At 32.3% G+C, this 13,598-nt stretch carries 11 protein-coding genes and 1 riboswitch; of the genes, 5 read left to right on the top strand and 6 right to left on the bottom strand.

Annotated features, from left to right (window positions below; translation table 11 throughout):
- The first annotated feature begins 179 nt into the window (after nt 1–179).
- Nucleotides 180–1,118 carry a methanogenesis marker protein 11 gene (mmp11, locus tag MRU_RS00495; protein WP_012954905.1) on the top strand — a complete coding sequence of 313 codons (939 nt, stop codon included), beginning with the start codon at nt 180–182 and terminating at the stop codon, nt 1,116–1,118.
- A 317-nt stretch (nt 1,119–1,435) separates the two neighbouring features.
- Here the strand turns inward: mmp11 and dusB are convergent, their stop codons facing one another.
- Nucleotides 1,436–2,425, bottom strand: coding sequence for a tRNA dihydrouridine synthase DusB (gene dusB, locus MRU_RS00490; protein WP_012954904.1), 990 nt, complete (start codon nt 2,423–2,425; stop codon nt 1,436–1,438).
- A 247-nt stretch (nt 2,426–2,672) separates the two neighbouring features.
- On the opposite strand from dusB, the gene MRU_RS00485 reads away from it, so the two are divergent.
- A complete protein-coding gene (locus tag MRU_RS00485) occupies nt 2,673–3,344 on the top strand; it encodes a methyltransferase family protein (protein ID WP_012954903.1) in 672 nt (223 codons plus the stop codon).
- Nucleotides 3,345–3,578: 234 nt separating this feature from the next.
- Here the strand turns inward: MRU_RS00485 and MRU_RS00480 are convergent, their stop codons facing one another.
- The 4 genes from MRU_RS00480 to MRU_RS00470 all read right to left on the bottom strand — a co-directional run bounded on the left by MRU_RS00480 (nt 3,579) and on the right by MRU_RS00470 (nt 6,055).
- On the bottom strand, nt 3,579–4,325 hold the full coding sequence (locus MRU_RS00480; RefSeq protein ID WP_012954902.1) for a nitroreductase family protein: 747 nt from the start codon (nt 4,323–4,325) through the stop codon (nt 3,579–3,581).
- A 164-nt stretch (nt 4,326–4,489) separates the two neighbouring features.
- Nucleotides 4,490–4,654, bottom strand: a complete 165-nt coding sequence (locus MRU_RS11820; RefSeq protein WP_012954901.1) for a hypothetical protein — start codon at nt 4,652–4,654, stop codon at nt 4,490–4,492.
- Between the two features lie 512 nt (nt 4,655–5,166).
- Nucleotides 5,167–5,403, bottom strand: a complete 237-nt coding sequence (locus tag MRU_RS00475) for a hypothetical protein (RefSeq protein WP_012954900.1) — start codon at nt 5,401–5,403, stop codon at nt 5,167–5,169.
- Between the two features lie 268 nt (nt 5,404–5,671).
- Nucleotides 5,672–6,055 (bottom strand): hypothetical protein, encoded by a 384-nt coding sequence (locus MRU_RS00470; RefSeq protein WP_012954899.1) that lies wholly within the window; start codon nt 6,053–6,055, stop codon nt 5,672–5,674.
- Nucleotides 6,056–6,322: 267 nt separating this feature from the next.
- On the opposite strand from MRU_RS00470, the gene MRU_RS00465 reads away from it, so the two are divergent.
- The 3 genes from MRU_RS00465 (at nt 6,323) to tfrA (ending at nt 11,542) form a co-directional block, all read left to right on the top strand.
- Nucleotides 6,323–8,386, top strand: coding sequence for an Ig-like domain-containing protein (locus MRU_RS00465; RefSeq protein ID WP_012954898.1), 2,064 nt, complete (start codon nt 6,323–6,325; stop codon nt 8,384–8,386).
- A gap of 402 nt (nt 8,387–8,788) precedes the next feature.
- Nucleotides 8,789–8,927: riboswitch (FMN riboswitch) on the top strand.
- Nucleotides 8,928–9,137: 210 nt separating this feature from the next.
- Nucleotides 9,138–9,779, top strand: a complete 642-nt coding sequence (gene ribB / locus MRU_RS00460; protein WP_012954897.1) for a 3,4-dihydroxy-2-butanone-4-phosphate synthase — start codon at nt 9,138–9,140, stop codon at nt 9,777–9,779.
- Between the two features lie 107 nt (nt 9,780–9,886).
- On the top strand, nt 9,887–11,542 hold the full coding sequence (gene tfrA, locus MRU_RS00455; RefSeq protein ID WP_012954896.1) for a fumarate reductase (CoM/CoB) subunit TfrA: 1,656 nt from the start codon (nt 9,887–9,889) through the stop codon (nt 11,540–11,542).
- A gap of 233 nt (nt 11,543–11,775) precedes the next feature.
- On the opposite strand, the gene MRU_RS00450 is transcribed toward tfrA, so the two are convergent.
- Complete coding sequence (locus MRU_RS00450) at nt 11,776–13,098, bottom strand: amidohydrolase family protein (protein ID WP_012954895.1); 1,323 nt, start codon at nt 13,096–13,098, stop codon at nt 11,776–11,778.
- Nucleotides 13,099–13,598: the final 500 nt, after the last annotated feature.

Here is a 13,598-nt window from a genome sequence, read left to right as displayed (position 1 = left end):
AGAATTCATTTGAATTCTTTTAATACTTTTTTTCATAAAAATTATAATAAGAATTAATTTAATCAAAATATATCTTAAGACATTACATTAAGAACTAATTATTATCTTAAAAGACATTATATTAATTTTTACAAGAATTATCCTTTTTAAAAACTTTTTTTAAAGGTTTAAGTGATAATATGGAAATTTTAAAACCTGAAGAGTTAAAAGAGAAATTTAATGACCCATGGATTGCTCCATATGAAAAAGTCATAACCATGGCTGATGGAGATAAAGTAGAACTTATAGAATACCATCCATGCCCTAGCGGTTCAAACTGGCTGTTATACCAATACCAACACAGCAGCGAACTTATCATAGATGCTAAAAGGGATGGAAACAAGCACACCTATCTTTGTAAGGTAGGCAAAAAGCCATTAGACCTTAAGGCAAGCATAAATGCTGCTGGAATTGAAGAGGTTGCAATTGACGAAGAAAAGAATGAAGTCAAAGTCACCCACGGAGGTCTAGCTGGCGCTGGAGTAGGTGCTGGAATGTGCAGAGGCATGGGAGAAGGTGTCAAATACATAGAGCTTCTTGAAGTCGGAGGAGGAAGCAAGGAAGGAAAAGCCACAGTAGTAACTCCTAAATACGAAAAGCTTGTAATCGGAATAGACGATACAGACGTTAAGGATGCAGGTGCAACCTGGACTATGGCACATAATATTGGTCTTCAATTAAAGGAAGAAGGCTATGAATACCTTGACCATATTATCGTTCAATTATTCCCTCATAATCCTCATAAGACTCAAAACTGTGTTTCTATAGCGCTTACATTTGCTGTACTCAAAGAAGAAAAAGAAAATCTAATAAACAGGCTTATTGAAATACTCAAGCACGACACATTGTCTGATAAGACTGCAATAGCCATCCTTGAAGGAATTGGAATCCCACCTAAGCTTAGGGAATATGCTATGGCTACAAAAACCGGCATGATGGATGTTGAAACAGCTGAAAAGCTAGCAGAAGAACTTAACATTCCACTTCTTGCAGTTACAGGAGAACAAGGCAAAGTAGGGGCACTTGCAGCACTTGGCCTTTATGATGATGTTGATGAGGCTGTTAAGGTTTATTATTAAATAAAAATAAGCTATAAACTATATTACTAGATAAAATAATGTTTTGATTAATTTCAAAAACATTAAACTTTTTTTATTGTCTTTTAAAGACTAAACTTTTACTTTTTTGTTAAAAACTAGAACTTTTTTTTATAATTTTCCAAATTTTTCTTGCATAAAAAAAATTAAAAGTATAAAAACTTAAAATTTTTCCTATTGTATAAAATAAATAAGTTTTCCAAACTCTAATTTGTCTATTGAATAAAATAAATATACAATAGAATAAAACCTAATTTTTTACCCCTCTAAAGAATAAACATAAACTATACAATAGACAATTACCTTTTTAATTCATCTAATGAATCCACATAATCATCCAATAGATTAAAAAGATCCTCTTTTGTATTCATCTTAAATATCATCTGCTTTAGCTCAATAGTGCGAGGTAATTTTTTAACATAATAGGCAGCATGTGTTCTCATCTTAGGAATGGCAAACTCTTCTCCCTTATTTTCAAGCAATAGATTCACATGTCTTTTTAACATATCCATTCTCTCTTCTATTGTAACTTCCATAGGCAAGTCCCCATTATCCAGATAATTTACACAATCTCTAATAAGCCAAGGATTGCCTAGTGCAGCCCTTCCAATCATCACTGCATCGCAATCAGTTTCATCCAACATTCTTTTTGCATCAAAACAAGTTCTTACATCTCCATTTCCAATAACCGGAATATTAACGCTTTGCTTAACCTTTTTAATTATAGACCAATCTGCCTTTCCAGAATAAGCCTGGTCCTTTGTTCTAGGATGAACAGTAATGGCTGATGCACCTGCATCTTCAATAATCTTTGCTATTTCAACTGCATTTATGCAGCTTTTATCCCATCCACTTCTAATCTTTGCAGTAACAGGAATGTCTACAGAGTCTACAATAGATTCTACAATAGATTTTATTTTATCCGGAGATTTTAGCAATGCGCTTCCAGCCTTGCCCCTATTTGTCACCTTAGTTACAGGACATCCCATATTGATATCTATGATATCAACATTTGTATTGTCTTGGATGTATTTGGAAGCAAAAGTGAGAGATTCAATATCAGATCCGACAATCTGCTGAGAGATAGGGCGCTCATAGTCTGTCATATATAACATTTCCTTAGTTTTCCAATTGCCATACATGACTGCCTTATCTGAAACCATTTCGGTTTCTATAAGCCCGCAACCCATAGATTTGACTATGGTTCTAAATGCAGAGTCACATACTCCGGCCATAGGGGCTAGAACCACTTGATTGTCTATTTCTACATCTCCAATCTTCCACTTCATATGAATCAGTTATAATCATTTTATCTTAAATCAATTATCTATCAATCAGTTAATCAATCATTAAATCAATCATTTAATCAATGATTAATATATTTATTTTGAAAATATTTAATTTATTCCAAAAACAAAAGATAGTTTTAAAAAATTTAACTTATTTTACCGAAAGACTATCTAAGAAATTAAATTTAGTCAAAAAGTCAAAAGATTTATGTTAAAAAAATTAAAGATTATTATAGTTGGTGATAGGATGGACAATAAACTATTTTTACAGGCATTTAGCAAATTTTTCATTGGCCTAATTATAATATGCGCACTTCTTTTTATTCCCGCTGGAACTCTCAACTACCCGAACGGATGGCTATTTATAGCATTACTCTTCATCCCAATGTTTTTTGCTGGAATCATCATGTTTATCAAAAGTCCAGAGCTTCTAAGAAGACGATTGAATGCTGATGAAGAGGAAGAAGAGCAAAAAATAGTGATCTTAATTAGCGCAATCATCTTTCTTCTTGCTTTTATTCTTGCAGGGCTAAACTTTAGATTCGGATGGTTTAAGCTCAATAGCTTGATTATAATCATTGCTTCAGTCATATTTCTCCTTGCATATATCATGTATGCAGAGGTTCTTAGGGAGAATGAATACCTCTCTCGAACAGTAGAAGTGAATGAGGGTCAAAATGTGGTTGACACAGGACTCTATGGCATTGTGCGTCATCCTATGTACACTTCCACAATATTCCTGTTTCTATCAATGCCATTGGTATTGGATAGCATATTTTCATTTATAGTCATGCTGATTTATCCAATAATCATAATCTTTAGAATAAAAAACGAAGAAAAGCTTTTAGAAGAAGAGCTTGATGGATATGTGGAGTATGAAAAAAGGGTAAAATATAGATTAATACCATATTTGTGGTAGTTTTTTAAAAAAAAAGCCTTTTTGATGTGAACTTATAAGTTACAAAAATACTAATTTTAATAAAAAATGAACTTACAAGTTACAAAAGTGCAAAAATTTAAAAAAAGTGAACTTATAAGTTACAAAAATACTGAATTTAATAAAAAATGAACTTACAAGTTACAAAAGTGCAAAAATTTAAAAAAAGTGAACTTATAAGTTCAACTAAAATAAACAAAAAATAAGCTAAAGAACCTAAATTTCAAAACTTCCATCATATATATGGCCTTTCAATTCTTTAGGATTGTCCTTCATATAGAAGCTAAAGTTGTCCCTATTTGCCACATAAAGATGTGCAAGGGCTATTCCAGTGTCAATCTTATTCCATCTTCCCATAAACCTGTTTCTAAGGACTCCCCTTTTTACCCTGTATAAGTCGAAGCTACCGTCATCATTATGAGTGAAGTACCATGGCTGGGTATTCATGGAAGATGGGGCAAACTGTGCCGGAATCAGTCTTTCATCCTTATTATCGGATATTGCATCAATATCCTTTCTTTTAAACTGATTCATTTCTCTGTAGATTCTTTCGCTCATTCCAAATGAAATCAAAATGATAAACTTATGACCATGTGGATTCTTATAATCCTTTGGACTTCCCATTCCTATCCAGCAGCTGCCTATCCCCTTGCTTTGTAGAAACAAGTCCACCTGTTGGAATATGAATCCTATATTTTGATAATAGTTTTCCTTATCCTCTGAAAAGATGGCAATATAATGTGGAGCCTTCCATCTCATCATTGTGCTTATTTTTTCTTTAGGAAGAATCTCATAGCTCCATTCTATATTAGGATTGAGAGGATTTGCATTTTCTATAAAATCTCTTATTTCATTTATTGTCTCGTTATCCAATGGAGCATCCTCATAAGAGCGTACTGATTTTCTTTTGTATATTGTATCTTCAAGGGATTGGCTTTCATATATTGTATCTTCAGGGCCCATAAAACATCACAATATCTATTTTTTTATAAAATTATGAGTGGTTTCACATATAATAGTTTAATAAAATTAGAATTTATATTTAATGTTAAAAGAGTTAATCAATTATTGAAAATAAAAGCTAAAAGAGTTTGGTCTTAAAAAAAAGAAAAAAAGGAAATTAAAATTTAATTAAATAGGCTATAAAGCAAGCAAATAAACAGGGCACTTAAGCAAACAATAAATGCATACTGGAACTTTCCAAACTCCATTCCTTTTTTATAGCCCCTATAAAGCACCCATACTCCAAAAATAAGAATTATGAGATATATAATGACTGATATCAAATTCATGATTTACCTCCAAAAAACTATTTATATATATGAAAGACAAAATAATATTACCAATTTAGGAAGGGATAAACTATCCCTCCCTACTTAGCTCTTGAAATACATCAACATAACAAAAGTTACGTTAATCATTTGCAAGAGCAAATTGATAACACTTATCATGTCTTCCATGCCAACCACCCCTACAGCTTTTTTTAATAATTTTCCTTGCAAACAACTTAAAACATAAAATCCTTATTGGCTCATTTTTTAAATAAAATTGTTAAAAATGATTTAAACATCTAAAAAGAACATTTAATGAAAATTAGTGAAGCCGATTACTAGTTAGGAAAATACAAATAAGAATTTAAGAAAAAAAGAATGAAATGGAGGAAAATCAATTTTCCACCATTTGAATAAATTAAGTTATTTTTTTTAAGAATTAGCAGCACCGGATAAGCGCTGCCATTTGGAGAGATATTATATCTTAAAACATTAATGTGAGATTTTTTTAAATAAGGCCGTCTCGGATAACTTTATTTCTCGCAAATATGCCCATCGGTTTGAATATTTTGATTTCCACCACAGCCCCCATAAATAAGTTCACCAGGATGCTTATAATCCATATTTGGAGAGGAAATATCCTTATGACTATTGTAAGTTTGCACAGATCCGTTATCTGCATTGCTTAGAACATTGCCAAAAGCAAATGAAGCACTTATAAAAACTGAAACAGTCACTAAGCAAAGCAATATTATAAATTTATTATCCATAGTATCGTCCTTTTTAATTTTTTTCTTTTCTACAAATAATATTTGAATAAGAATTTATATAAAGCTTTTCGAATGTAAACGCTTACTTGCATCATTAAATGGAAAAATAAGAATAATAAAAAGAGAATTGAAAAAATAGAGTAAAGATATAAATTAATTAATTAAAAAAAGAAAAATAGAAAGATAGGAAAATAGGAAAATAAAATTATAGAAAAATAAAATAATAGAAAAATAAGAAAAAGAAAGAGTTTAAAAAGATAATTTAAAATTATTCTTCAGGCTCTTCTTCAGTAACTTCCACTTCGACTGCTTCTTCTTCAGCCTCTTCTTCAGCTTCTTCTCCCTCTTTTGTAATGTTTTCTATTTGGCTTTCAAACCATGGGAGAATATCTTCATCTTCAGCATGATATTCGGCTTTAGCTTGTTCGAATTCTGCTTTGATTTCATCTGGTGAAGAATCTGGAGCTTTCATTAATATAGCTGCTAAAATAGCATTTAAATCATCTGGAGCTTCAGCTTTCCATTCTTCAATGTGTATTCTTAATTTAGCAATGTCTTCTTCCCTTTTGTCCTTATTTGCCATTAAATCTTCAAACAATTTTACGAAAATTACTGCTTTACCGATCTTTTTTGCTTTACTTTTTAAACTCATGTAAAACCTCCATAATAATAATTTAATAAATCTTATTAATATGGATTTTGATTTTTAACTTATGAAAAAATGTTCATTAATACAAAAATATGATGAATTTTTAAAAAAGTGGAAAAATAAAGAAAATTTAATTAACTACTTGTTTAATATATAAGAATACTAATAATTTATAAGTCGTAGATAAAAATATATAATATTAATAAAATTTAAATTTGGAAATGGAGTCATGATTTAAATAAAAAAATTCATGGCTTAAAAGGAGAAAACATGAAAATTAAAAAGAGTTTTGTCATTTTATGCTTAATTATCTGTTTATTTACTATTGCAAGTGTTGCAGCTAGTGATATAAATGATACAACCATAAGTGATGGTGACAATCTAATCAAAGAGGCAGATGGGGACTTATTAAGCCTTGAAGATGATAATAATCTAAAAGAATTAAATGAAGAGTCAGATAAAAATTTACTAGTCCAAGAATCTGATAATGATAATAATAATCCAGAGTCAGATAAAGATTTACTAGTTCAAGAATCTGATAATGATAATAATAATCTAGAATCTGATGAGGGCTTATTAGTACAAGAATCTGATGATGATTTAAATAAAAAAGCAGACGGTAGTTTGTTTAGCTCAAAATACGGAGATAACGCTGCTCCTATAAAAATTAACACTAGCTACCTAATAAAAGAAATAAACAGCTACCTCGAGAAAGACAACTACACTGCCCTAAAGGAAGAAATAAACAACTACCTGAAGAAAAGCAATAACAATGCCATAAAAGAGGAAATAAGCAAGTATATCTTGAAAAATAGCTATAAGGCCTTACAAAAAGAAATAAACAACTATCTAGAGGAAAACAATTTCAGCACCCTAATAAAAGAAATTAACAACTATCTAGAGGAAAACAACTACCCTTCCATCGAGGATGGAATTAAAAGCTATCTTCAATCAAACAATTACAGCTCTCTTCAAGATGTCCTTAGCGATGTAATAAGCAAGATAATAAATTCATCTAAAAAAGAATCAGAGCCAATTGACGATGGAACTTTTACCGCTTTGCAGTATAAAATCAATTCTGCCCCAAATGGCGCTACAATAAGCCTAGATAAGGATTATAGCTATGATGAAGGATTCAGCACAAGAGGCATTGAAATCAAGAAAAGCATTACAATCAATGGAAACGGACACACCATAAACGGACTGTCCGCATCAAGGATCTTTCTCATTCATTTTGGATTGACTGGAAACAATAAGGTCACATTAAACAATATAGTATTCGCCAATGGAAAGACAGACCTTTATGGAGGAGCCATATTTAACTATGGAAATCTGACAGTAAACAAGTGCACATTCAAAAACAACTATGCAAAAACCTGCGGAGGAGCCATCAATTCTGTAGGCGAAATGATTTTAAAAAATTCCAATTTTAAAAACAACACTGCAGGAGGAGATGCCGGAGCAGTATTTTCATTTAAAATAGGAAATAGCACAAATATCTTTAAAGACATCTATAAAGATAAGGTCATTGATGGAAATATGGACTTTATTATAGATTATATATTGAACATAAACATAAACTATGGATGGGACAGCATAAATAATTGCAGCTTTAGCTCAAATGTGGCCAAAGGCCGTGGAGGAGGAGCAATCTATGCATTTACCCACATAAAGATTAATGGCTGTACATTCAATTCCAATAAGGCTGGCGAACATGGAGGCGCAGTATTTGCAAATAAAAACCTAAATATTTCAAAGTCCAAGTTTACAAACAATAAGGCCCCTAAATATGGAGGCGCAGTTTATTTCAGATGCCATGAATTAAGCGGAAGCTATGTAAATAAGACTTGGGTTTCCAAAATGAAATATTATACAGCAACAATCAAGGATTCAATCTTTACAAAAAACACTGCCAGCAAAGGAGGGGCAATATATGAATTTAATCATACAGTCTCTGATAAAAAACGTCTTAAAGTAAGCAAATGTAATTTTACAGACAATAAGGCATCACTTGGCAGAGATGTATTTTCCGGAAGCTGTTCAAACTGCATATACTTCTATGTGAAAATAAGCACTAAAAGCGTTACAGTTAAAAAGACTGCTAAGAGCTTTACTTTAACTGCCACAATTACAAATGGTACTAAAAAGCTTAAAAATAAAAAGGTCACATTTAAATTCAATGGAAAAACCTATACCACTAAAACCAATAGCAATGGAGTGGCTAAAGTAAAAATCGGTAAAGCAGTTATTAAAAAGCTTAAAAAGGGAAAAACCTATTCAGTTCAAATCACTTATCTTAAGAAAAGTGCAAAGACAACTGTGAAGGTTAAATAGATTAAAGTCGAAGTTTAAAAGATAGAGAATTTGATTCTCTAACTTTTTATTTTTTTTTTAAAATTTTCTTTTAAATTAGTTAAAATTCCAATCCAATCATAATTTTATTTATTAAAATCCTCTTTTTATGACTTAAAAATCCAATGAATATTTAATTATATAATTTATTAAAATCTTTTTTATAACTTAAAAAGCCTACAATAGACAAATCCCCCATTTATTAAACTATTTTCATAAATAAAAACCATTACGGCATTTATATACAAATTTATTAATTTTACCATTTATAATAAACAATTAACAATTTTTAAAGACTTTTTTTAATCAAAATATTATATGTCCAAATAAGCGATTTAATAAAAGAATACATAAAACTATTTAAATCAATAAAAATATATTTAAATATGTTCTCAGGGCGGAGTGAAATTCTCCACCGGTGGTAATTCATAAAACAAAAAAGTGATAAGTCCACGAGCACAGATGTGTTGATTTGGTGAAAGTCCAAAACCGACGGTGAAAGTCCGGATGGAAGAGAATATGAAAATTTAAGTAAATAAATATAGATTATTTAATATTTTATTTAATATTAGGTCTTTTTATCCAAAATAAAGAGCATTACCTTTAATCAATTTATTTTATATTTATATTTATAATAAATCACTAATTTACTTAAAAAATATCCTTTTTTTGCCCTGATTCTAGTAACTGGAATCTAGAAAACTTTTAAAATAAACAACAAAGGAGCTTTACTATGAATCAAGAAGAAAGATTAAAAGGAAGTCCAATAGAAAGAGTAGAAACAGCATTAGAAGCAATAAAAGCAGGAAATGGAGTTATCGTAACAGATAACGAAGACAGAGAAAACGAAGGAGACATGATCTTCTCCAGCGAACATTTAACTGAAGAACAGATGGCACTTCTCATAAGAGAAGGAAGCGGAATCGTATGCTTATGCCTAACCCAAGATAAGGCTGATGCTCTTGAACTTCCATTAATGGTTGAAAACAATACAAGTACCTATGGTACAGGATTTACAATAACAATTGAAGCTGCAGAAGGTGTTACAACCGGAGTATCTGCAGCAGACAGAGTAACTACAGTAAAAGCAGCATCTGCATTGGATGCAAAACCAAGCGATTTACACCACCCAGGTCACGTATTCCCACTTAGGGCAAGACCTGGAGGGGTCCTTGAAAGGGACGGTCATACAGAGGCAACAATTGACCTTATGAGACTTGCAGGACTTAATCCATGTGGCGTATTGTGTGAAATCACCCTTCCAAATGGAACAATGGCAAGAATGCCTGATGTAATTGAATTTTCAGCAGAGCATGACATGCCTGTAGTTACAATTGAAGACATAATTGCTTATCGTAAGGAAAATGACATCTAAAAAACTATCATTTAATTAAAAGACTATGCATTATTTTAATTAAAAATTAAGAATTAATTAATTAAAAAACTAAGAATTATCCAATTAAAAAACTAATGAGGGAAATTATGGAAAGTAAAATTATCAAATCAGATGTTTTGATTATAGGTTCAGGAGGAGCTGGTTGCAGAGCAGCTATAGAAGTATCCAATGAGGGCAAAGAAGCTTTAATAGTTTCTAAAGGACTTTCATTCCGCTCTGGTTGTACAGGCATGGCTGAAGGTGGATACAACGCTGCACTTGGACTTGTTGACCCTGAAGACACTATCGAAGCACATATAAAAGACACCTTAAAAGGTGGAGCATACCTTAATGACCCTAAATTAGTAGACATATTGGTTAACGAGTCACCAAAACGCTTGAGCGACCTTGAAGAGTATGGTGCATTGTTCGACAGACAAGAGTCTGGAGAATTAAACCAAAGACCATTTGGAGGCCAAACCTATAGAAGAACATGCTTCCAGGGAGACAGAACAGGCCATGAGATTATGACTGCCCTTAAGGAGGAAATCCTAAAGAGAAACATAAAAACTATGGATGAAGTGATGATTACACAGCTTATACTTGACCCTGCTGAATCCTTTATGCCAAAGGTCATCGGAGCAGTAGGACTTGACCTTAAGACAAGTGAAACAATCTTCTTCCAGGCTAAGGCTGTCATTCTTGCAAGCGGAGGTGCTGGTCAGCTATACCCTGTCAGCTCAAACACAACCCAAAAGAACGGAGACGGACTTGCAATAGCATGGAATGCCGGAGCAGACCTAATCGACATGGAAGAGGTTCAGTTCCACCCTACAGGAATGGTCTATCCAGATTCAAGAAAGGGAGTCCTTGTAACCGAAGCTGTAAGAGCAGAAGGAGGAAAGCTCATAAACAGCGAAGGTGAAAGGTTCATGGGCCGCTATGACGATAGAATGGAACTTGCAACAAGAGATGTTGTAGCAAGATCAATTTATAATGAAATCATGGAAGGAAGAGGAACCGAGCATGGAGGAGTATACCTTGATGTGACCCACCTTGACGGAGAACTAATAGAGGAAAAACTTGAAACAATGCTAGAGCAATTCCTTGATGTTGGAGTGGATATAAGGAAAGAGCCAATGGAAGTTGCCCCAACTGCCCACCACCATATGGGAGGACTTAGAATAAACCCAGACGCAAGCACAAATGTGGAAAACCTATTTGGAGCTGGAGAAGTCTGTGGAGGAGTCCATGGAGCAAACAGACTCGGAGGAAATGCACTTGCAGACACTCAAGTATTTGGTAAGATTGCAGGATCATCTGCAGCATCTGCAACAGACATTGCTGAGTTCAGATACAATAATGAAGCAGTAGAAGATGAAGAGAACAGAATAAAATCATTAATCAAGGAAGGCTCAATAAACCCATTGGATATGAAAAAGGAAATCCAAAACCTGATGTGGGAGAAAGTATCCATTGTCAGAAATGAGCAAAACCTTAAGTCCGCCCTTGAAAGACTTCTTGAGATGAAAAATGAACTTAATGACCTTAATGTAGATGATAGAACCCAATTCAATGAGTCTCTCATAACAGCTCTTGAAGTCACAAACATGGTTGAGATATGCATCCTTATAGTTAAATCAGCAATACTTAGAAGGGAAAGCCGAGGAGCTCACTTCAGAGAAGACTTCCCAGAGACTAATGACACTTGGAAAAAGAGCATAGTCATGAGCAAAAGCAAGATAAGGTTTGCTAAAAGATAACTAGAATAATAATTTAAATTTTAAACCTTTATTTTATTGATTAAATCAATTAAAAAAAAGGTTTAAATAATAAAAAGAATATAATACTGATTATGTGTTGAAGTGTCAATCTTAATTTTTAAGATTGATTTCCTGCTGGCGGATTCATTCCGCCTTTTTTTATCCAAGAAATAATAGTTCGTAAGTTAAGAAACAAACTTAAAAATTAAAAAAATAAATATGAATAGAAAACTCTATTCATCAGCCTCTCTTAACTCTTTCATCTCTTTAATAGCTCTTTTTGCTTCGGATAATATTAACTCCTCATCCACAGTCACCATCTTTCTATTCTCCATAAGGATCCTACCATTACAGATAGTTGTATCAACATTAGATCCATTAGCAGAATATACAAGATTAGATGAAAGTGTATTGCTCATAGGAGTCATGTTAGGACTATTTGCATCAACAAGAATAATATCTGCCTTTTTGCCCACTTCAATGGTCCCTGCATCAATATTGAGTGCCTTTGCACCATTGATAGTTGCCATATTAACCACCTCTTCAGCAGTCAATACCTTAGGATTAAGTGTAGAGGCCTTTCCAAGAAGTGCTGCAAACTTCATCTCATCAAACATGTCAAGATTATTGTTGCTGCTTGCACCGTCAGTTCCAAGGCCAACGCAAATGCCTTGAGACAATAGCTCAGCAACAGGAGCTGCTCCAGATGCAAGCTTCATATTACTACATGGATTATGGGAAGCATAAACTCCATTGTCCTTAATCAATTTTATCTCAGCATCATCAAGCCATACGCAGTGTGCAGCTACCACATCATCAGCCAAAAATCCAATGCTGTCCAATAGCTCAAAAGGCCTTTTTCCATCATGGTTTTCCTTAGAGTCATTGATTTCCTTCAATGTCTCGTTCATATGAATGTGAATGCCTACATTGTACTTGTCAGCTTCCTTTCTGACACGTTCCAAAAGGTCAACTGAAGCTGTATAGATAGAATGAGGACCGAATCGAGCAGTTATCCTACCATCTGCAGTGTTGTTATGCTTCTTAATCAAGGATATGTTTTCCTTAAATTCGTTTTCACGTTTTTCCTCAATTCCAAAATCAATCATTCCATAGGAAAGGACCCCTCTCATTCCAATCTCATCAACAGCTCTTGCAACTCCATCCATATAGAAGTACATGTCTGAAAATGTGGTGGTTCCAGACTTAATCATCTCACATGCACCAAGAAGAGCTCCGATATAGCAGTACTCTTCACTTAAATGTGCTTCCATAGGCCATATATGGTCATTCAACCATGTATCAAGTTCCAAATCATCTGCTATGCCTCTAAGCAAAGACATGGAAATATGAGTATGTGTGTTGACAAATCCAGGCATCAATATCTTATCACTAGCGTCTATAATCTTATCTGCATTGGATTCATCTATATCCTCATCAATTTGAGATATCTTATCATCAACAATCAAAAGATCCTTCCTAAACTCTTCTGTTTTTCCATCACCAATTGGATTTAATATGCTTGCATTTTTGATTAATATACTTTGACTTTCCATTAAAACACCTTATTTAAATGAGTCTAGTTTTAATATACTTAAAGAATTATTATAATTTTAATTTTTAAATTAATGAAATCTATATATCCATTGATTATAATTATTAAATAAATTATAAAAATTAGAATTTTTATTATTTATTCTTAATAATGATTATAAAAATTAAAATTTGATTAAAAGTTAAATTGAATTTAAAAAGAAATTCAACCTCTAATAATTATATTAATTTAAAGTAATTTAAAGATTTTTAATAATTTGGATCATTTTGAAAATTAGAATGATAAAATTTACAAAATAGGATTCAGAGAAAAACTAATTCATTGTAAAAATAGAATTTGGAAAAATAAAATTAAAAACTAGAAAAAAAAGATAAAGAAAACTTAAAAAAGTAAAAAAAGTAAAGAAAAGTTAAAAAATAAATTAAAAGGCTAATTAAGCATAAAAAGCCTAATTAACACCTAAATAAATAAAAATTTTGGTCAAGGTTTTGCGGGCCGAAG

Origin of the sequence: Methanobrevibacter ruminantium M1 (genome assembly GCF_000024185.1) — an archaeon.
Classification (GTDB): Archaea; Methanobacteriota; Methanobacteria; order Methanobacteriales; family Methanobacteriaceae; genus Methanobrevibacter; species Methanobrevibacter ruminantium.
The sequence above is the reverse complement of the archived record's forward strand: the minus strand, read 5'-3'. Positions and strand labels throughout refer to the sequence as shown.